This is a genomic window from Saccharomonospora cyanea NA-134, assembly GCF_000244975.1.
In the GTDB taxonomy this organism is placed as follows: Bacteria; Actinomycetota; Actinomycetes; order Mycobacteriales; family Pseudonocardiaceae; genus Saccharomonospora; species Saccharomonospora cyanea.
This window is the reverse complement of the sequence record NZ_CM001440.1, coordinates 3,293,349-3,312,494: the sequence shown is the minus strand read 5'-3', so window position 1 is coordinate 3,312,494 and position 19,146 is coordinate 3,293,349. Positions and strand designations below refer to the sequence as shown.

16 protein-coding genes are annotated in these 19,146 nt (G+C 71.0%); 9 read left to right on the top strand and 7 right to left on the bottom strand.

The annotated features are described in order from the left end of the window. Nucleotides 1-2: 2 nt before the first annotated feature. Together SACCYDRAFT_RS15485 and SACCYDRAFT_RS15480 are read left to right on the top strand one after the other, a co-directional pair. Nucleotides 3-1,136: a DUF58 domain-containing protein gene (locus tag SACCYDRAFT_RS15485; protein ID WP_005457492.1), complete on the top strand. Its 1,134-nt coding sequence runs from the start codon at nt 3-5 to the stop codon at nt 1,134-1,136. Further along, on the top strand, nt 1,133-3,247 hold the full coding sequence (locus SACCYDRAFT_RS15480; protein ID WP_005457491.1) for a transglutaminase family protein: 2,115 nt from the start codon (nt 1,133-1,135) through the stop codon (nt 3,245-3,247). The genes SACCYDRAFT_RS15485 and SACCYDRAFT_RS15480 overlap by 4 nt, the downstream gene beginning before the upstream one ends. A 13-nt stretch (nt 3,248-3,260) precedes the next feature. Here SACCYDRAFT_RS15480 and SACCYDRAFT_RS15475 read toward each other — a convergent pair whose 3' ends face one another. After that, the gene (locus SACCYDRAFT_RS15475) at nt 3,261-4,550 is read right to left on the bottom strand and encodes a protein kinase domain-containing protein (protein ID WP_005457490.1); all 1,290 of its coding nucleotides are present in this window, start codon (nt 4,548-4,550) and stop codon (nt 3,261-3,263) included. 80 nt (nt 4,551-4,630) lie between these two features. Then, nucleotides 4,631-5,224 (bottom strand): DinB family protein, encoded by a 594-nt coding sequence (locus SACCYDRAFT_RS15470; protein WP_005457489.1) that lies wholly within the window; start codon nt 5,222-5,224, stop codon nt 4,631-4,633. 59 nt (nt 5,225-5,283) lie between these two features. Here SACCYDRAFT_RS15470 and SACCYDRAFT_RS15465 point away from each other — a divergent pair, with 59 nt between their 5' ends. Next, nucleotides 5,284-5,814: a hypothetical protein gene (locus tag SACCYDRAFT_RS15465; protein ID WP_005457488.1), complete on the top strand. Its 531-nt coding sequence runs from the start codon at nt 5,284-5,286 to the stop codon at nt 5,812-5,814. 7 nt (nt 5,815-5,821) lie between these two features. Here the strand turns inward: SACCYDRAFT_RS15465 and SACCYDRAFT_RS15460 are convergent, their stop codons facing one another. Then, nucleotides 5,822-6,412, bottom strand: a complete 591-nt coding sequence (locus SACCYDRAFT_RS15460) for a TetR/AcrR family transcriptional regulator (RefSeq protein ID WP_005457486.1) — start codon at nt 6,410-6,412, stop codon at nt 5,822-5,824. A gap of 82 nt (nt 6,413-6,494) precedes the next feature. Here SACCYDRAFT_RS15460 and SACCYDRAFT_RS15455 point away from each other — a divergent pair, with 82 nt between their 5' ends. After that, nucleotides 6,495-7,337 carry an acyl-CoA thioesterase gene (locus tag SACCYDRAFT_RS15455; protein WP_043536535.1) on the top strand — a complete coding sequence of 281 codons (843 nt, stop codon included), beginning with the start codon at nt 6,495-6,497 and terminating at the stop codon, nt 7,335-7,337. On the opposite strand, the gene SACCYDRAFT_RS15450 is transcribed toward SACCYDRAFT_RS15455, so the two are convergent. From SACCYDRAFT_RS15450 to SACCYDRAFT_RS15440, 3 genes are read right to left on the bottom strand one after another with little or no spacing between them, the layout of a single operon-like run. Continuing rightward, nucleotides 7,312-7,797 (bottom strand): nitroreductase family deazaflavin-dependent oxidoreductase, encoded by a 486-nt coding sequence (locus tag SACCYDRAFT_RS15450; RefSeq protein WP_005457483.1) that lies wholly within the window; start codon nt 7,795-7,797, stop codon nt 7,312-7,314. The two genes, SACCYDRAFT_RS15455 and SACCYDRAFT_RS15450, sit on opposite strands and share 26 nt — an antisense overlap. Beyond that, on the bottom strand, nt 7,794-8,435 hold the full coding sequence (locus tag SACCYDRAFT_RS15445) for a hypothetical protein (protein WP_005457482.1): 642 nt from the start codon (nt 8,433-8,435) through the stop codon (nt 7,794-7,796). Before SACCYDRAFT_RS15445 ends, SACCYDRAFT_RS15450 begins: the two co-directional genes overlap by 4 nt. Beyond that, nucleotides 8,432-9,067: a TetR/AcrR family transcriptional regulator gene (locus tag SACCYDRAFT_RS15440; protein ID WP_232283689.1), complete on the bottom strand. Its 636-nt coding sequence runs from the start codon at nt 9,065-9,067 to the stop codon at nt 8,432-8,434. The genes SACCYDRAFT_RS15445 and SACCYDRAFT_RS15440 overlap by 4 nt, the downstream gene beginning before the upstream one ends. A gap of 176 nt (nt 9,068-9,243) precedes the next feature. Here SACCYDRAFT_RS15440 and SACCYDRAFT_RS15435 point away from each other — a divergent pair, with 176 nt between their 5' ends. Next, nucleotides 9,244-10,041: an alpha/beta hydrolase family protein gene (locus tag SACCYDRAFT_RS15435; protein WP_043537319.1), complete on the top strand. Its 798-nt coding sequence runs from the start codon at nt 9,244-9,246 to the stop codon at nt 10,039-10,041. Between the two features lie 63 nt (nt 10,042-10,104). Here SACCYDRAFT_RS15435 and SACCYDRAFT_RS15430 read toward each other — a convergent pair whose 3' ends face one another. Further along, entirely contained in the window at nt 10,105-11,292 is a 1,188-nt protein-coding gene (locus SACCYDRAFT_RS15430; protein ID WP_043536533.1) for a Cmx/CmrA family chloramphenicol efflux MFS transporter, read from the bottom strand. A gap of 383 nt (nt 11,293-11,675) precedes the next feature. Here SACCYDRAFT_RS15430 and SACCYDRAFT_RS15425 point away from each other — a divergent pair, with 383 nt between their 5' ends. From SACCYDRAFT_RS15425 to SACCYDRAFT_RS15410, 4 genes are all read left to right on the top strand, one after another. After that, nucleotides 11,676-13,190 (top strand): DUF2029 domain-containing protein, encoded by a 1,515-nt coding sequence (locus tag SACCYDRAFT_RS15425; RefSeq protein ID WP_005457478.1) that lies wholly within the window; start codon nt 11,676-11,678, stop codon nt 13,188-13,190. A gap of 134 nt (nt 13,191-13,324) precedes the next feature. After that, a complete protein-coding gene (locus SACCYDRAFT_RS15420) occupies nt 13,325-13,870 on the top strand; it encodes a YbaB/EbfC family nucleoid-associated protein (RefSeq protein ID WP_005457477.1) in 546 nt (181 codons plus the stop codon). Nucleotides 13,871-13,896: 26 nt separating this feature from the next. Further along, on the top strand, nt 13,897-14,205 hold the full coding sequence (locus tag SACCYDRAFT_RS15415) for a type VII secretion target (protein WP_005457476.1): 309 nt from the start codon (nt 13,897-13,899) through the stop codon (nt 14,203-14,205). After that, nucleotides 14,198-19,114: a DNA/RNA non-specific endonuclease gene (locus tag SACCYDRAFT_RS15410; protein WP_005457475.1), complete on the top strand. Its 4,917-nt coding sequence runs from the start codon at nt 14,198-14,200 to the stop codon at nt 19,112-19,114. Before SACCYDRAFT_RS15415 ends, SACCYDRAFT_RS15410 begins: the two co-directional genes overlap by 8 nt. The last annotated feature ends 32 nt before the right edge of the window (nt 19,115-19,146 follow it).

Genomic DNA, 19,146 nt, shown 5'->3' with positions numbered 1-19,146 from the left:
GGATGCGGCTCACCGCCCGGGGAGCCGTGGTGCTCGCCGTCTCGGTCGCGATGCTCCTGTTCGGACAGTGGGCCGGTTATCCGTTGCCGCGGGGACTCGGCGCGGCGGGTTCCCTGTCGGTGGTCGCGGCACTCGCGCTGTCCGCCCGCGGGCCGAAGGTGGAGGCGCGGAGGGTCGTGTTTCCCGAGCGGGTGGAGCGCGGCAGCCCGGCGTTGGCACGCCTGTCGTTGACGAACGCGTCGACGCGGTGGCAACAGGGGCTGCGCCTCACGGACGGTGTCGCCCACGCACGGCAGGAGCTGCGGACCTCGGCGTTGCGGCCGGGACAGAGCACGGTCCGACGCTACGAGTTGCCGACGACCCGGCGCGGCAGGTACGCCGTCGGCCCGCTCACCCTGTATCGGGTGGGTCCGTTCGGTCTGGCGAGCAGACGGTGGACGGCGGGCGAGACGGCGACCCTGTGGGTCCACCCACGTCGACTGGCCGCCCGGCCGCTGCCCGGAAGGCTGCTCCGCCACGCGCGGCACACCGGGACCCCTGGCGCGCTTCGGGGTGTGGAGGACCTGCGGGACGTGCGCGAGTACGTGCCGGGCGACGAGGTGCGGCACCTGTACTGGAAGGCGACCGCGCGCACGGGCCGGTTGATGGTCCGCGACCTCGTCGATCCGGGACAGCCCAGGGTGACGGTGGCGGTGGACACCCGGTCGGACGTGCTGTCGCCGGAGCTGTTCGAGGACGCCGTGGACGTCGCCGCGTCGGTGCTCACCGCCTGCGGGCGGGCGGGGCAGCCCACGCGGCTGGTGACGTCCGCCGGACGGGAGCTCGTCGCCGGACCCGGCGAGGAGACCACGCGGATGCTGCTCGACGAGCTGTGTGTCGTGTGCCAGGAGGGTGAGCGGGCCGATCCCGTGGTCCCGGAGGTGTCGGCGGCCCGCTCCGCTTCGGACGTCCTGGTGGTCGTGACGTCGGTGCGGGCGGACCCCGACTCGTGGCGGGTACCCGCCCGACGTTCCCCGGCGGCGATCTGCCTGCTGCTCGGCGACGAGCCGGGGGTGTCGGTGGATTCCGGTGTGACGGTCCTGCGGGCTCCCACGGCGAACGAGGCGGTCGGGTGGTGGAACAAGTTCGTGGCATGACACCGAGGGCAGGCGCGACCGCGTGTGTCGTCCTCGCGGCCGTCGTCGCGGGACTGCTGTTCGTACCCGTGTTCGGACTACCGGCGCTGTTGGCGCCCGTCGGGGTGCCCGCTTCGGCGGTGCTCGTCGCCGCGTTGCTGTGCCGGAGACCCGCGCTCTCCGCGTGGCGGCCGGTACTCACCCTGCTGAGCGGCCTGCTCGCCGTCGTGGAAACCTGCTTGTGGCCGACCACCGTGGCGGGTGTGCCCACCGGGGACACCCTGGCGGCGTTCCGGCAGGGGATCACGTTGTCGTGGCAGCAGGCGTTGCAGTCGACGTGGCCCGCCCGCGGCGATGCGGAACTCGTGTTGTTCGTACCCCTGCTCGTCGTGGTCGCCGGTGTGCTCGGCATCGAGCTGTTGCACCGGACCGCCTCGTTCGCGGCGCTCCTGCCGAGCCTCGCCGTTCTGGTCCTCGCGCAGACCTACGTCGCCGTGTCGGGGTGGTCCGCGGCGGTGGCCGGGCTGGCCTACGTCGCCGTGGTGGGTTGCCTGGCGCTGGCGGGCCGGGACGACGCCGACCGCGCGGCAGCCGGTGGGGCTCCGGACACTGTCCTCGTCGGTGTGGTCGGAGTGGCCGCGATGCTCGTGGTGACGGTGGTGCTGCCGTCACCGAGCCCGCGTTACTCGCTGCGGGACGACTGGACCGTGCCGCTGGCACAGGTGAGTGTGGCGAGTCCGCTCGATCGCGTCGCTTCCCGGTTGGCCGACCCGGCCGAACCGCTGTTCCGGCTCCACGGCGACGTGGCGGGCCACTGGCCTCTCGTGGTGCTGGACGCCTTCGACGGCGTCACGTGGCATCCCGGCACCCGGTACCGCACGCTCGGTGCCGGGCTGCGGCCCGGCCCGGAGGTCGACGTGGCCGTGCGCGGGCGAACCACCCGGGTCGAACTGCTGAACCTGGACGGTCCCTGGTTGCCCAGCCGCACGTGGCCCTCCCGGGTGGAGGGTGCCGCGCCGCTGGTCGAGGAACGCCACGGAAGCCTGCTCGTGCCCGAAGGCCCGAGCCCACGCGAGTACACCCTCACGTGGTGGGGTCCGGAGGTCACCGCCGAGGTGCTGGCCGACGCCGCCGTCGACGGGGACGCCGAAGGCGGGCTCGCCGCGATCGGTGACGTTCCGCCGGAGGTTGCCGCGCTGGCGGAGCGAGCGGTGGGGGACGGGCGGCCCACGTTCCGGACAGCCGTCCTGCTGGAGCGCTACCTGCGGGAGAACTACACCGTCGCCAGCGGGGACGAGCTGACGTCCGGGCATTCCTGGCCGCACCTGACGGAGTTCCTGCTGTCGAGCCGCCGGGGGACCAGTGAGCAGTTCGCCGCCGCCTATGTCGTGTTGGCGCGTATCCGCGGGATACCGGCGAGACTGGTCGTGGGGTTCCGGGTCCCCGAGCAGACCGAGTCGTACACCGTCCACAACAGCAACGTGGAGGCCTGGCCCGAGGTCGCCGTGGAGGGCGTCGGGTGGGTGCCGCTGGACCCGACCGGGGCCGCCCTGGCGGACGGTCCGAAGGGGGACGGCCTGGGCGCGGTGACCCAACAGGCGCGTGAGGTGGTGGAACACCACGGCCCCGGCCCGATGCCACCGCGAAGAGAGCACGAACGGCAGGAGGAGCGGCACGGCGACCCCGGGACCCCGGGGAGCACCCTGCCGGTCTGGCTGGCCACCGCCGTGCCGTTGGGGCTGGTGGTGAGCTGGTTCGGCGGGCTCACCGCGGTGAAGGCGGTGCGGAGGGGCAGGCGACGACGACTGACCGGGCCCGCGGGGGTGCTCGCGGCGTGGGCGGAAGCACGCGACCGGTTGCGAGGCCACGGCGTCGTCGTGACACCGGCGATGACCGCGCGGGACGTCGCTGAGGCGGCCACCACGGTGGCCGATCCGCCGACGGTGGCCGCCGTGCGCGACCTCGCCGTGCAGGTCGACCTCGCCGTGTGGTCGGATCGGAGTGCCCACCGCGGTGACGACACCGAACGGGCGTGGGAGGCAGTCGGCACGATCCGCCGTGGACTCGCCCGAAGAGGATGGCGGGCCCGGCTACGCGCAGCGCTCGATCACCGGACACTGTGGGCGCCCTGACCCGCCCGGCCGGTCACAGGGAGCAGGTGGCGTCGCGGAGCGACCGGACCTCGCTGGTGTACACCCGCGCACCGTCGGTGCCGTGAACGCGGAAGCAGTACCCCAGCGCCGGATCGACCTCGACGCGGTGGCTGGTCCTGTCGCGTACGTACACGGTGTCGAGGCCACCGCCCTCCACGGCGATCAACACGGCATAGTGGAGTCGCGCTTCGCTGTGCCACGACAGTTCCACGTAGTGGCCGTGGTCGAGGGGTTCGGCCAGCTCCACGTGCGGCGTGCGGGCCGGCGGCGGCGACGGCGTCGCCGGCCCCCGGATCTCGGCCGGGGCGGGCGACACAGCGACGTCCTGTGGTCGGTAGGCGAGCAGCAGCACGGCACCGACGACGAGCATCGCCACGGCCATCAGCCCCACCACGACCGGGCCGGGCCCCAGCCGTCGCCGACGGCGCCGCCGCGCCGGGCCGGACACCAGGATGGGCTCACCGAGATCGGGGAGCAGTGGGGGCGCCGGGCGCTCGGCGCCCGCGCGGACCGCTCGCAGGCGGGCGCCGACCTCCGCCGCGTTACCGGGGCGGTCGGCGGGGTTCTTCGCGAGCAGGCGCAGTACCAGGTCCGCGAGTGCCGGAGGAACGTCGGGGCGGTCGATCGCGGCCACCGGCTCACTCAGCACACGCAACACGTACGCGTCGTCGGGTTCCCCGCGGTAGCGCGGATGTGGGGAGCGCCCGGTCAGCGCGAAGTACAGCGTCGCACCGAGTCCGTAGAGGTCGGACCGTTCGTCCAGCGAGCCGTCGCGCAGCGTCTCCGGCGCGGCCGTCTCGTGCGGAGAGGTGTCGGGGGCGAATCGGCGCCGCAGCGTGGTACCGAAGTCGGAGAGCAGGGTGGCGCCGGAACCCTGGAACAGTACGTTGCCGGGAGAGACACCGCCGTGCACGACGCCCCGGCCGTGCGCGGCGGCCAGGGCCTCCACGAGGGCTTCACCCATGGTGAGCGTCTCCTCCGCCGGCCTCCGCCCCGCGCCCTCGACGAACTCGGCCAGCGACTGTGCGCACAGTTCCATGCGCAGGCCCGTCCGGCCTCCGGGCAGGGACTCGACGGAGTCGGCCACGAGCACGGGAGCGTGGCCGCGGAGTGAGGCCAGAGTCGAGAGTTCGGTGCGCACCGCTCGGAGAGTCCGGCGATCGAGCACGCCGGGGTAGACCTTGAGCGCGAATCCCGCGTCGTCGCGTACTCCGGCGTACACGGTGGCGACCGGCCCTCGACCCACCAACACGAGTTCGTCGGCATCGTCGCCCGTCGTCACCGTGGCCCTCACCTCGTCCTTGTGCTCGCGGCTTCGAGTGTGGCACGCCGGAAGCGGCGGAGGGGAGGGCTCGGGCGGGGTCACGGGCGTCCGCTCACCTCACGGGCGACGCGCTCCAGCCTGTCGTGGTGGTTGCGCCACCAGTCCGCGTCGCCGTTCGGCAGGTTGAGTTTTCCTTCGAGGAGCCCCGCCGCACCGTCGACGAGTTCTCTCACGATGTCGGCGTGCCCGGCGTGCCGCTGGGTCTCGGCGATCATGTGGACCAGCACGGCGTGGAGTGTGGTGTGCGCACGTTCGGCGGGCCAGTGCGGCACGATGCCGGGCGAATCCAGGTCGAGGCTGGCGATGGTGCGGTCCGAGTGCGCGCACGCCCGCCGGTACAGGTCGACGATGTCCTCGCGTGATTCCTCGGCCGTGGCCCACATGTCCATGTTGTCCTCGGCGTCGTCGGCCAACCACGGGAGGTGCTCGTCGAACGGCCGGTCGAAGGTGAAGGCGAAGTAGGTGACCTCACAGCCCGCCAGGTGTTTGAGCAGGCCCAGCAGGTTCGTGCCGGTGGGGGTGAGCGGGCGTCGGACGTCGTACTCGGTCAGACCCTCCAGCTTCCACACGAGCGCCTCACGCGCTGCCGTGAGGTAGTGGTGGAGAACGGACTTGGGATCCTGGGGATTCATCAGGGCATCATGTCACCGGCCACTGACCGAACGAACCGGTTTTGTGCTTGGCTTCGGTCATGAGTGCCATCGTGGTCGCCGTCATCGCCGCCGTCGCCTCCGTCACGGCCGCCGTCGTCGCCGGTGTCTTCGCCACGGCGTCACGCCGCCACGAGCTACGGGTGCAGCGTGCCGACGCTGCCCACGAGCGGATTCTCGACGACAAACGTTCGATGTACGGTCCGCTGGTCGACATGCTCGATCGCATGTTCACCAGTGACGACCTGCCGACCGATGAGGAGCGGGAGCACAAGCTCCGGTTCGACAGGTGGATCAACGTGTACGGTTCGGACGGTGTCGTGGCCGCCTACGGACGCCTCATGCAGGCGCTGCCGCACAACCCGCCCGCCGACCTCCAGTTCCGCCTCTACGGTGACTTCCTGCTGGAGGTTCGCAAGGACATCGGCGATCCGGCCAGCAAGGTCGGGGTTCTCCAGATTCTCGGCCCCCGCCTCGCGGGTGTCTCCGATCCACGTACGCTCACCGATCCCGATCTCGACGCGGTGTGCAGGCGGCTCGGGTGGACGCCGCCGTGGAAACTTCCGCGGTAGGCGCAGGTCACGTCCGGGAGGCGGCGACGGCGGCGCCGCAGGTGATCTCCAGTTCGGTCACCACCGCGTCGAGGGGTGCGGCACTGCGTTGCGCTCTGGCCAACACGAGCGCGCCCTCCAGCGCGCTCACCACGAGTGTTCCGAGCGCTCCCGCCCGTTCCGGTGGCACACCCTCCCGGCGCAGCGACTCCGCGACGGCTGACTCCCAGCCCCGCAGGGCCGCTCCAGCGGCGTCCCTGGCCCCGGGCACCGGGCCGAGCGCCGACGCGGCCACCGGGCAACCCGCCGTGTAGTCGCTGCGCGCGAGGTCCCGTCGCCACAGGTCCGCCACCGCGCGCAGCGCGGATACCGTACCGTGGTCACGTAGCAGGCGGGTGATCCCGGCCGTCAGCTCGCCGGACGCCGTGCGCGTCGCCTCCTCGACCAACTGCGCCTTGCCCCCGGGGAAGTGGTGGTACACCGAGCCGCGCGGAGCGCCGCTGTGGGCGAGGACGTCGGCGAACGAGGTCCCGGCCACGCCCCGCTCCCGCAGCAGAGCCACGGCACTGGCGGTCATCGCCGTTTTCGGTCCTGTCGTCCGGGGCGTCCGCTGTGCCATGCGTTACCTCCTGGAGCGCGTGATCGCCATGGCTATGTATGTTGTCATACCGAACCATCGGATCGCCCCCGAAGGGGAACCCATGACCGAAGCCGCCCACTCCGCGGACGTCCATCCGTTCGATGACGCCGTCGCACTGGATCCAGTGGCCGAAGGTGTCTACAGTGGACGCACCCACCCCGCGTACGCCAACATGGTGGGCCCCTTCGGCGGTATCACGGCGGCCGTTGTCGTGCGGGCGGTACTCGATGACGCCCGGCTGCTCGGAGAGCTCCTCTCGCTCACGGTCAACTACGCCGCTCCGGTGGCCGACGGGACGTTCGAGCTCACCGCCACCCCGGTCCGCACCAACCGCTCCACCCAGCACTGGACCGTCGAGCTCGCGCAGGACGGGACGGTGACCACCACGGCGACCGTCGTGACCGGGCTCCGCCGACCCACGTGGTCCGACACCGAGGTCGCCATGCCCGAGGTGCCCGCGGCCGAAGCCGTGCCGGTGCGCCCGATGCCGGACTTCGTCGTCTGGGCGCGCAACTACGAGATGCGGTACGTGGAAGGCGCACTGCCCGACGTGGACACCGGCGCGCAGCCGGACTCGACCACCACGCTGTGGGTGCGCGAGCGACCGTCCCGGCCGCTCGACGTTCCGGCGCTGGCGGCGTTGTGCGACGTCTTCTACCCGCGCGTGCTCCGTCGCAGGGGCACCTTCGTGCCTGCCGGCACGGTGTCGCTCTCGACGTACTTCCACGCCGCTGCCGACACGGTGCGCGCGCAGGGAGACCGTCCCCTGCTCGCGACCGCGCGAGCGGGGGTTTTCGGCGGCGGTTACTTCGACCAGTCGGCCCGCCTGTGGAGCGCAGGCGGCGAGCTGCTGGCGAGCAGTCACCAGCTGGTGTACTTCAAGGAGCGAGCCCTCTCGGCGTGAGGCGGACGAACGGGACGCGGCGCCCCACCTCGCGGAAGCCCTCCTCGCTGCCGTCAACGGGAAAGCCCATGAGGCGCTTGCACAACTGCCTGGCCACCCACGGGTGCCGGCTCGCGTAGGCCACCATGAACTCCGCGGCTTCCGCGGGCGGGACGGGTGTCGCGATGGCGGGTGCAGCGGTGGTGCGCACGACGATCGCCACCTCCGGATGCGCCAGCACGTTGCGGTACCAGTCGGCGCGCGGGCCGAAGCCCGACGCGACGACGTAGGCGCCGTCGGCGTGGCCGACCACCTCGATCACGGTGGCCCGCCTCCTGCCGGAGCGGCGTCCGGTGTGGTGGAGCAGCAGCAGCCGTCCGCCGAACAACCAGCCCAACCGCAGGCGGAAGAGGTGGATCGGCAGCCGGAACATCAGCCGGGACAGCCCGGTCGGCCTCCGGGGTGGTTCGTGGCGGGTCATCGTGGCTCCTGACGGCTGTCGCGGACCAGGGGTGCCTCGGGTACGAGGTGACAGACGAGCAGCTTGAGGAAGAACAGCACGGGCAACCACACCAGCGACGGGGGAAGCGGAAGCCACGTCAGGTTCACCAGGACCGCCACGACGTACAGTGCGAACGCCACGGGACGCTTGAGTTCGACCGGCACGGCCTCGATCGCGAAGGTCGAGCCCAGCAGCAACACGGAGTTGACCGCTGCCCACATCCACCCGCCCGCACCGAGCACGGTCGGCACGGCGACGACGTAGAGGAGGTGCGCCACGACGAACCCGACGCGGTGACCGGCGGTGGCGTCGTCGCGGTGGTACCAGCGTTTGGCCGGGTTGGTCGCGTTGGTGACGACCCCGCCGACGAGATCCAGGACGAGGACCCCGAGTACGACGACGCCGAGCGGTGACAGGGGCGTCCAGCCCGAGGTGAGCGTGACGTGCGTCGTGAGCAGTGCCGAGCCGACGGCCGTACCGAGGGCCTGCACTGCCGCCTCCGCGCGGGTGGTTCCGGGCCCGAAGAACCGACGCGGAGCCCCGCGCGGCCCCGGCGGTGTGCTGGGGATGGCCCAGTCGATGCGGACACCCGTGGGGGCCCGGTCCGGCCGTGTCACGACGGCACCTCCGTGTCGGGTGCCAGTAGCCGCCGCAGCGCGGCCAGCTCACCGCGCACCAGCGCCCGCATCACCTCCCCGTCGAGGTCCTCCTGGTGGCGCAGGGTCCACTCGTCGAACGTCGCCAGGACGGCGAAGGTGACGTCTCGCAGGAGGCTCGGAGGGAGATCTCCGCGGACCGCGCCCGCCGCGACGCCCTCGGCCAGGGCGCGGTCGAGCCACGACCGTGCGGCCGCGAGCGCCGAACCCGCCGCCGAGCCCGGGTCCGTGGGCGCTCCGGGAAGGTGGAACATCCGGCCGACGTCGGCGAACAGCGGCTGTTCGCGGGCCAGCACGGTGAGGCGCTCGAAAACGCGGGCCGTGTTCGGCCAGAAATCGGCCGCGAATTCCTTGGGGTCCGGAACGGAGAGCCGATCCAGCAGTTCCCGGGTCAGTTCCCGTACCACGAGGTCGAACAGATGTCTCTTGGACTCGACGTAGTAGTAGAAGGAACTCTTGCTCATGCGGCACTCACGGATGATGCGGTTGAGGGAGGCTCCCTCGTATCCGGACTCCGCGAACTCCCGGGCCGCGGTCTCCAGCAGGCGACGACGCCTTTCGGGATTCATTCTCCGGGTCGCGAAATCGTTCACGGCTCTGACCGTACACCGTGTGGACCGGCTGGTCCACACTGGCCGTGTCGTGACACGTGAGCACGGAGATGGCGCGATCCGCCGACGGTCGGAACGGCGACATCGCCCAGCCGCGCCGTTTTCCGCTGACAGCGGAATCGAACCCGGGTACGCGTTCCCCCGTCTACCGTGGCCGCATGCACCCACCGATCACGGGCACCGCCGCCGGCGTGCCGTTCACCGCTCTGCCCCCGGCCGGCAACGGCCCCGCACCGTTGATCGTCACCTGGCACATGCTGGATCCGCCGAGGTCGGACGCCGCGTTCGCCGCCGCGTTGCCGATGAACGACCTTCCCGCGTGGCGGGTGCATCTCGGCATGCCGATGTGCGGTGCGCGCATGGTCGACGGCAGCATGGACGCGGGCTGGAAGCTGATCCAGCAGGACGTCCTGATGTCCGCCATGTACCCGTTCGTCCGGCAGGCGACCGAGGAGTTCCCCGCCGCGCTGGCGTCGATCCGTGCTCAACTGCCGGTCGGTGACGGTCCGATCGGTGTGCTCGGTGGCTCGCTGGGCGGGGCCGTCGCGCTGCGGATCCTTGCCGACACCGAGATCCCGGTGTTCGCCGGTGCCGTCGTGAACGCCGCCGTCCGGATGCGGTCCGTCATCGACCTGTTCCCCGGCGACTACCCGTATGACGCCGAGTCCGAGAAGGCCGTCGACAGCCTGGACTTCGTCGCCAAGGCGGGCGTCATCGCCGGTCGCGCGCCGCTGCTGGTCGTCAGCGGCGAACTGGACCACCCCGCGTTTCGCGACGACGCGGTGGACCTCGTCGACGCGTTGGGCGACCGGTCCGAGCTGCTGTCGATCCCCGGGCTGGCCCACCCGCTCGTCGAGGAACCCGGCATCGAGCCCGCGCCACCACTGCCACCGGTCCGCGAGGTGGACGCCGGCCTGACGGCCTGGTTCCGGCGCCACCTCGCGAAGACGGGCTGACGTGGGAGGGTCAGACGTTCGCGACGCCTTGCTGAGGTCGTGGTGGTGGAGCGTTCGTGTGGGTCATCCGATCGCCTGGGCTTGACCGGCGCGGGGCGCGACGACTCGCAGGAGCGGAAGGGCGATGAGCAAAGCCACCGCGACCAGGAGGCTGCTGGTCCACACCGGGCCGAGGTTGCCTGCATCGGCTCCGAGGGTCGCCGCCGCAACGAGCGGGCCGCCGGCTGCGCCGATGTTGAGCGCCGCGGTCGCATACGACCCGCCCATGGTGGGGGCGCCCGCTGCTTCGTAGAGCACCCTGGCGATCAGGGTGCTGCCCAACGCGAAGGACAGCGCGCCCTGGACGAACACGAGAAGCAGAAGCGCCACCGGTTGGATGGCCAGGGTCGCCAACGCGACCCACCCGAGCAACAGCATCGGACCACCGACTCCGATCACGATGCCCGGACGCTGATCGGAGAGCCGTCCCGCGAGAGTGACACCGGCGAAGGAGCCGATGCCGAAGAGCACCAGTACCACCGGGACCCACAGTTCGCCAAGACCGGCGGTGCCGGTCACGATCGGTGCCAGGAAGGTGAACGTGGCGAAGGTGGCAGCGTTGACCAGTGCCCCGAGCAGCATGGCCAGGACCAGCCGGGGCATCGCGAGCTGGGCGATCTCGGCCCGCAGAGAAATACCGGCCGGAGAGTCCTGGGAGGACTTTCCGGCATGAGCGGGGACGCCCTTCACGATGCCGAAGGCGGCGGGAAGGCAGAGCAGTGTGATCGCCCAGAAGGTCGCCCGCCAGCCGAGCACCGTGCCGAGCACCGCGCCGCCGGGAACTCCGGCGATGGTGGCCACCGTCGTACCCGAGAGCAGCACTGCCAGCGCGCGTCCTTTCCGGTCGGCTGGGACGAGCGTGGCCGCCGTACTCAGTGCCACGGCCAAAAAGCCCGCGTTGGCCAGGGCGGCGACGGTCCTGGTGACAAGCAGGACCGCGAAACTCGTCGTAAGGGCGCCCACGACATGGGCGGCGGCGAACAGCGACACGAAGCCCAGCAGGCTGGCCCGAGCGGGCCACCGGCGCGCGAGCGCTGCCATCAGCGGCGCACCGACGATCATCCCGACCGCGAACGCCGAGGTCAGAAGCCCAGCGGCTCCGAGCGACACGTCAAGGCTCGTGGCGATGTCCGGCACCAGGCCGGCAAGCATGAACTCCGAGGTGCCCATGGCGAAGACCGCCACGGCGAGCAGGTAGAGCGAAAGAGGCATCGAAGGCATCGAAAGCTCCGAGGTGAGAGAACGAGAAGGAGACGTCTCGTCACCGCGGCCAGCGCCCCGAAGACACGCGCGACCACCCCGTCCACTCAGGCTGTGTGGGACGGGGAAGCGGATCGATGATTCAGCGGTTCAGGGAGCTGACGGCGTGACCGAAAGCCCCCACCTTGGATGCCTCAGGACTCGACATGGCAGGAACACTACCCAAGTCCACCGGGCACCGGGCAACCGGATTCCGCTGGAGGGGAGTGTCGCCGACGTCGTGCCCCGCAACACCTGGGCGCGGCCGACGCGGCCTGGAGGTCTTGTGGTTTCCGGGGCCCGGCCGCCGAACCGTGGCTGCTCGTGCCGAAGCGGCCCTGGGTAGTGTGTCCGCGATGTCGCACTCAGTCGTGGCGGCGCCCGAGTCCGACGGCGCCGAAAGACCTCGGGACCGGGGGCGGAGCCTCCGAGGCCCCCTCCGCGCGGAATGGACGTTTCCCCTCGTCGTCGGTGTGGTGTCGGCGGTGGTCTTCGCCTTCGTGCGGACCCACCTGATCGACGACACCTACATCACGCTGTCCTACGCCCGGAACCTCGCCTTCGACGGGCACTGGGGACTGACTCTCGAACAGACGTCCAACACGGCGACGTCGCCGCTGAACGTGCTGTCGCTCGCGGCGATCACCCTGGTGGTGCGCGATGCGGTGGTGGCGGCCGGGGTGTTGTTCGTGCTGTGCCAGGTAGGGCTCGCACTCGGGCTGCGCCGGTGGGGACGGGAGCGCGGCCTGGAGCTCGCCTTCGCTCCGCTCGCCGTGGTCACGCTGCTCGTCAACCCGCTGCTGGTCTCGTCGGTCGGCCTCGAGATGGCGCTCGGCGCCTCGATCCTGGTCTGGCTGGCCGTGTTCACCGGGGAACGCCGGTACTGGGCGGCGGGCGCGATGGTGGGGTTGCTGGCCGTGACGCGGCTGGATCTGCTCGTCGTGGCGGCCGTCGTGCTCGTGGTGCGGCGCCGGTTCTGGGTCGGCATGTGGCACGTGGTGACCTCGGCGGCCGCTGTCGCGTTGCCGTGGTTCCTCTTCAGCTGGTTGGTCCTCGGCTCCGCCGTTCCCGACACCCTCGTGATCAAGACGTTGCAGGAGTCGTGGGGCGAGCACGACTTCGGAAACGGCCTGGCCCTGTACTTCCGGGAGTACCCGGCTGCCACCGTGTTGTCGGTGTGGGCGGTCGCCGCCGCCGTCGTCTCCGCGGTGGTGTGGGCGCTCGGACTGCGCCGGGGTGCCCGCCTGGCCCGCGTGTCGGCTCCGATGGCGGTCTTCGCGCTCGGCGGCGCGGCCCACGCCCTGGCCTACGTGTGGCTCGGGGTCCCGCCGTACCACTGGTACTACGCGCCGAGCGTCGTCGCGGCCACGGTGTTCGTGGCGGCGCTGTGTTCCCGGTGGTGGTTCACCGCCGCGGTCCCCGCGCTGGCAGCGGCTGCGAGCGTCGCGCTCTACGGTGCCTCGGGACTGCCGCGCGACGAGGCTCCCGTCCACAGCAACCACGTGGCGTCCCCGCAGTACCTGCGCATCGGGGAGGAGTTGCGGGACATCGTCGGTGACGGTGCCGTGCGCAGTGCGGGGGAGATCGGGGCGCTCGCGTACTCGTGCGAGTGCGCGATCGTCGACGTGTTCTCCGACCGGGGGCGCATGGCGGAGGCCATCGAGGAGAAGAAACGGGAGTCGAGCGCGCTCGGCGTGACCCTGCTCGAAGCCAACTTCGCCTTCCTCGACGCCCCCGCCGAGCCGGTGCGGACCGAGTACGAGTTGCGCATCACCACGAAGGAGGCGCCGGCCGAGGCGATCGCCGTGTGGCCGACCACGTCGGCGTGGGGATCGGGCCACCGCACGCTGTACCTGGTGGAGACGGACTGAACCACTGGTTCGGCGCACCTGCCGTCCGGCCGCCGCGACCTGCCATGATCTATGCGCTCGGTCGGCATGGGAACCGATGTGGGGGCCCATGCGTCGAACACCGGTGCGACCAGGTCGATGGGGAAGGACGTGTCATGACCGACGGCGTGGACGCCAGTGACCGCATGATCGACAACTGGACCCGGCGGGTTCAGGAGCAGGCGCAGCGCTACCAGGCGATGGCGGCGCGCGTGCAGGAGATCTCGGTCACCGAACGCTCGCCCGACAACACCGTCGAGGTGACCGTCGACTCCAAGGGACTGCTCACCGGTCTGACCATCGCCGACAGCGCGCAGAGCAAGCGCATGGCAGAGCTGTCGGCTCAGATCATGCGGACTGTGCAGGCCGCGCAGGCCCGCATCCCCGAACTCCTCCAGCAGGCGATGGCCGAGACCGTCGGCACCGAGGACCAGACCGCGGCGAAGGTCTTCGAGGAGGCCAGGAAGACGTTCCCCGAACCGCCCGCTGACGACCACCCGCAGCCCGACGACCACGAACTGAGGTTCGGTCCCCAGGAGGACGACACCCCACCGCAGGCACCTCCGGCGCGACCGGCCACGCCGCCTCCGCCGCGGCCGACCACTCGCCGCCGCCCACCCGAGGACGACGACGATTTCGGCGGCCGCTCCATCCTTTCCTGATCCACATCATTCGACTGGGGGTTTCGATGCCAGAGGGCGGGTTCGAGGTCGGCGCGGATCTCGAAGCACATGCGACGCAGCTCGACGGGGTCGCCGACCAGCTGACGCAGGCTCTGGAGGCCGCGCAGCAGGTCAGCATGCCCACCGACGCGTACGGCATCCTCTGCCAACCGTTCCGGATGCTGCTCGACCCGGTGGAGCAGTACGGCATCGACGCGCTGCGCGACTCCGTCAAGGCGATGCAGGCCACGGCCGACAAGGTGCGCTCGGCCGCGCAGCGGTACCAGGCGGCGGACGAGGGCTACCGCGACGCGATGCGAGGTACCGATGCCTGAGGGGAACCCACTCGTCGCGGAGGCGCCGCAGGACGGTGCCGGTCCCGGCCCGCTGACCTCGGGCAACGGCGACCACGGGTGGGCGACGGGCATCGGTGTCGCCGAATCGGCCATCGACGCGTTCAACGGGATCCAGGAGGGCAACTGGATCGAGGGTGGGCTCGGTGTGCTCGGGCTCGCCGCCGAGGGCGCCGCCGCCGCGATCGATCCGTTCGGTTGGTTGATGTCGTCGGTGGCGTCGTTTCTGATGGAGCACGTCCAGCCGCTGAAGGACATGCTCGACTCGGTCTGCGGCGACCCGCCGGTGATCCAGTCGTACTCCGAGACGTGGGCCAACGTTGCCAAACATCTGGAGGAAACCCAGGTCACCTTCGCCAACGCGGTGAAGAACGGCACCACCGGGTGGACGGGCGAGGCCGCCGACGCCTACCGCGCCTCCTGCAAGGAGCAGGAGGAGACCATCGCGGGCGCGGCCACCACCGCCGGGGCCATCAGCACCGTGGTGATGATCTTCGGTGAGGTCGTGGCGTTCGTCAGGGAGACGGTGCGTGACCTCATCGCCGACCTGGTCGGCAAGCTCATCTCCTGGGTGCTGGAGACGGTGTGCACGCTGGGGTTCGGCACGCCGGTCGTGGTGGCGCAGGCCGTCACGGCGATCGCGAAGTGGGCGACCAAGATCGCCGACCTGCTCAAGAAGCTCACCGAGAGCATCCGCAGGGTCTCGCCGCTGCTGGGCAAACTCGCCGACGTCTTCGGTTCCATCATGAAGGTGTGCGGCAAGATCATGGGCAAGGTCACCGGCCTGGACGTCATCGACACGAAGAACATCATCGACGGCGGGTTCGTCCAGCGGCTCGGCCGCGGCGGTGACGGTCCCGACCTCGGTGGCAACGGCAGCGGCTCGGGTGGATCCGGCTCGAACGGCGGTTCCGGTTCGGACGGTGGCTCGGGATCCGGTGGGTCTGATTCGGACGGCGGCGACGGGTCGGGCGGTGATTCCGGTTCCGGCGGGGACGCGAATCCGAGCGGCAACAGTCCTCGAAGCGACCGAACTTCCGGTGGAAACGGTGGTTCGCAGAGCGACGGCGCGGAGGGCGGTTCAGGGGACCGTGGTTCGGATGGCGGCTCAAGCCCGGGGGCTACGTCGGATGGTGGCGGCAGTGCGCCGGACTCGTCACGTCCGGGTTCCGACCGTGGTGGTGACGACTCGACGTCGGAGTCGCCGCGCGGCAACACCGGTGACTCCGGTTCCCCCGCGACCTCACCGGGCTCGCCGGGTGGGCGCGGCGGTGACGGCGGCTCACCGAGCACACTGCGCAGCGACACACCGAACACGGTAGGAGCGAACGACTCCGCGAACGCGGGCGGCCGTCCGACGAGCGACTATCAGAGCACATCGACCACACAGAACCCGTATTCCTCGCAGCCGTCGCCCGACACGTCCGGACCGGCGGCGAGCCCGGCGGCATCCCATCCGACACCCTCTCACCCGACGTCGTCCACTCCGTCACCCGACACGTCGGCTCCGAACTCGCCGTCGGGCGATCGACCGGCTCCGTCCACGCCGGGCCACTCGACGCCAAGCAGCCCTGGCGGTTCGGACCCGGGGGCGCCGCCTCGCGCGGACAGTCCTTCGTCCTCACCGCACAACTCTCCCGGTTCCCCGAACGCACCGCACACGCCGAGCCACCAGTCGCCCGGTCCTGCGCACGCGGACCCGGGAGGGCCCCGGCCGAGCGGGGCACATCACACCGACAGCACCACGACGAGTGGGCTGGCCACGTCGCCGTCCTCCCCGTCGTCGACCCCGGCGGCGCCGAGGACGGACGGCTTTTCCCCGACGCCGCAACGTGGTCCGGACGCCGGGCCGTCCACACAGAACTCTCCGCAGCCGATGGCGGGCGGTCCGGCCCACCACGGTTCTCCGGGAGGGAACTCACCGAGCAGCGCACCCGGCGGTCGCGGCGGTTCCCCGCGAGACTGGACCGGCACTCCCGGCAGCCCGGGGGCGAGGCCGCACGCCGATGTTCCGCCGACCCGGCCGGGTCCCGACGGCCCGCCCCACCGGCCGCCGACGCGCCCTCAGGGACACCACCCGCAGCCCGGCCCACACCGGCCGGGGCCCGCGCCGGAAACCCACGTGCGGGGGCCGCGGCCGACCCCGTCGGCACACGCACCCACGCCACCGCACGCGCCGAGGGGCTTCACCTCGCAGCCCGGACCGGCGAACCCGCCGCACGTGCAGCCGGACGGCCGGCCTTTCGGGCCGTCGCCGGATGCGGGACCGGGCCCGCACACCCACCCCCCTGCGCACGGTCCGGGGCCCCAACAGCCGCACGCGCCGCGGGGCCCGCACGCACCGCGCCCGAACCAGCCGGGAGCGAACCCGCCAGGGCGCCCCGACGCCGGCGTCCCGCCGCAACGGCCGTCGCACGGCCTCGCCCCGGACCGGAGCAGCGGTGACAGTGGCCAGCCTCCGTACCGACGCCCGGACCACGACGGCCGGGACGGCGGACCGCGGGACCACGACTCCCGGCCGGACGACCACGACCCGCGTCATGGCGACCGGCACGACCGCAACCCCGACAACCGCGATCCTCACGACCGCGACGGCGATCGGAGCGAGAAGCCGGACGACCGCGATCCGCACGGCAACGACGACCGGCCGACCCCCGAGCAGGTCAACCAGCGGCACGCCGAACGCACCCCGGCGGGCACGTCGTTCCACCGTGGCGACCCGGAGATGGGCGACCTGCCGCATCGGGTCAAACCCGATCCGGACGGCCGTTACACCGTGGACGTGCACGTCACGCCGGAGGGCAAAGCCCGTATCGGCAACCGGGAGTACTCTCCGGAGGAGTTCGCCGAGATCCTGCGCCGCAACGGCGACTACGGTGATGTCGCTGGCCGTCCGATCCGGCTCATCGGCTGCGACGCGAGCTCGAACGACTTCGCGCAGCGCCTGTCGCGGGAGCTGGACACCGAGGTCCTGGCGCCGAACAAGCCCGCGTGGACCGACTCGAACGGCAACGTCTTCAGTTCCGACTACGAGATCGGCCCGGACGGCAAGCCCCGCCCGAAGATCCCACCGAACGGCGAGTGGTCGACGCACAGCCCCGACGGCTCCACGACCCGTGCGAGTGACGACGGCTTCACCCCGGACACCGCGGACGCGCACAAGGGTGACGTGTCCACCGACACCTCGCGCGCACGAGGAAGCGGCGACGGTCCCCCTGATCCTGACGCACCGAACCGGCGACCGAGTCCGGACCAGCCCGCTGACCCGGACAGCGATCACCCCAACCGCAACCCGAAGTCACGTGTACAGGAGGCGCAGCTTCGCGATCCCGAGTACAGCAGAAGGCGGCGGGAGACTCCGCAGGCCGTGCGGGATTTCGAGCCGCCAACGAACAACCGGCCGGACCGGATCGCTCACGGGGAGGCGAACGGGATTCGGCCACCGAGGCGCGACGAGTCGTTCCCCGGGGACCGGCAGCTGGAAGCGAACACCTCGTACGAGGTGCGCAACGACGACGGCACTCTGCGCGGCACCTACCACACCGACGACCGGGGTCGGGTCACGCACATCGACACGTCCGTGGACAACGTGCCTCCGAGGAACCGGGACGGAAGCCCGAACGACGACTACAAACCGAATCCTGACGTGGCGCATCCGCCGCCGAACACGACGTTGCGGGTGGAGATCGAAGGGCAGCACCAGGTCTTCCACACGGACGCCGACGGCATGCCGGAACCCGCCGTCACGTTCGAGCGGCCCGACTACCCGGACGAGAACCGGGTCGCCATCCCGCCGGGGCCGCCGAAGCCTCCGAGGCCAGGCCAGCCGTTCGTGACACGTAAAGACCTCGAACCGCACCGCGAGTACGAGGTGCACGACTCGCAAGGCGTTTACCGCGGCCGGTTCTACACCGACGGCGAGGGGAGAGTGCGCTGGGCGGATGTCGATTCGGGCCGTCTCATGCGCACCAACCCGGACTTCGCGGGCCTTCACCGGCTCGCGGAGGACGCCTCGGTGCGCAACCCGGAGGTCCGGCTCCGCCAGCGGTTCGACCCGGACTCGCCGCCCAGCGACGTGAACCTGCCCGACCACGAACGCGACCTGTTCGACAACGCGGTGCGCGAGGACGTCACGCTCAGTCAGAAGGAATCCTTCTTCGACGGGCGGACGCTCGAACCCAACCGGCAGTATGTCGTCCACAGCGACTACGAGGACCGCGACGGCACCGTCACCAAGGTTCGTGCGGTGTACTGGACGGACTCGAACGGACAGATCGCGGTCGCGGAGACCTACCAGCCGCATCACCCGGACCTGAACAAGCCCGCGCCTCGCGTCGTCTACAACGTCGACGGCGGCCGGTATGTGTACGAGACAGGGCCGGAGGTGACGCCGACTCATGGTGTCAGGAGTTACCGGACCGACACGGTCGCGGGGTCGACCCACGACGTGGAAGTGGTGAAGAAGGACGATCTCGTCCGCCAGGACGAAACGGCGCAGAAGACGGCGGGTGGCATCGACGGCAAGGAGAAGTGGATCAAGGCCGACGGCACTGACACCGGGCGCATGCGGAACAAGTACGACGGCGGCCACATGTACGCCAACCAGCTGAGCGGCCCGGGAGAGTTGATCAATATGGTCGCCCAGTGGCGGGTCCAGAACGCCCAACTCGATCTCGACGGCATGCACTGGCGATCCTTTGAGGACGATCTGATCCGCTTTCTGCAAAGAGACGACACGTCGATCGAGCGAATGGAGGTCTTCGCCCTGCGAGACGGCAGCCGGGTGCCACACGAGCTGCAAGTACGATGGATCGAGGAAGTCGGCGGGGTGCGGACCGTGCGCATCCGGAGCTTCCCGAACGATCCGGCCAGTGCGCAGAGTGTGCCGTGACGCAGGAAAGTCGGAGACGATGCGGACGAAGG

Coding starts and splice junctions, on each gene's coding strand:
- SACCYDRAFT_RS15485 (WP_005457492.1), top strand. CDS start 3: ATGCGGCTCACCGCCCGGGGAGCCGTGGTGCTCGCCGTCTCGGTCGCG.
- SACCYDRAFT_RS15480 (WP_005457491.1), top strand. CDS start 1,133: ATGACACCGAGGGCAGGCGCGACCGCGTGTGTCGTCCTCGCGGCCGTC.
- SACCYDRAFT_RS15470 (WP_005457489.1), bottom strand. CDS start 5,224: ATGAATCCCCAGGATCCCAAGTCCGTTCTCCACCACTACCTCACGGCA.
- SACCYDRAFT_RS15465 (WP_005457488.1), top strand. CDS start 5,284: ATGAGTGCCATCGTGGTCGCCGTCATCGCCGCCGTCGCCTCCGTCACG.
- SACCYDRAFT_RS15460 (WP_005457486.1), bottom strand. CDS start 6,412: ATGGCACAGCGGACGCCCCGGACGACAGGACCGAAAACGGCGATGACC.
- SACCYDRAFT_RS15455 (WP_043536535.1), top strand. CDS start 6,495: ATGACCGAAGCCGCCCACTCCGCGGACGTCCATCCGTTCGATGACGCC.
- SACCYDRAFT_RS15450 (WP_005457483.1), bottom strand. CDS start 7,797: ATGACCCGCCACGAACCACCCCGGAGGCCGACCGGGCTGTCCCGGCTG.
- SACCYDRAFT_RS15435 (WP_043537319.1), top strand. CDS start 9,244: ATGCACCCACCGATCACGGGCACCGCCGCCGGCGTGCCGTTCACCGCT.
- SACCYDRAFT_RS15430 (WP_043536533.1), bottom strand. CDS start 11,292: ATGCCTCTTTCGCTCTACCTGCTCGCCGTGGCGGTCTTCGCCATGGGC.
- SACCYDRAFT_RS15425 (WP_005457478.1), top strand. CDS start 11,676: ATGTCGCACTCAGTCGTGGCGGCGCCCGAGTCCGACGGCGCCGAAAGA.
- SACCYDRAFT_RS15420 (WP_005457477.1), top strand. CDS start 13,325: ATGACCGACGGCGTGGACGCCAGTGACCGCATGATCGACAACTGGACC.
- SACCYDRAFT_RS15415 (WP_005457476.1), top strand. CDS start 13,897: ATGCCAGAGGGCGGGTTCGAGGTCGGCGCGGATCTCGAAGCACATGCG.
- SACCYDRAFT_RS15410 (WP_005457475.1), top strand. CDS start 14,198: ATGCCTGAGGGGAACCCACTCGTCGCGGAGGCGCCGCAGGACGGTGCC.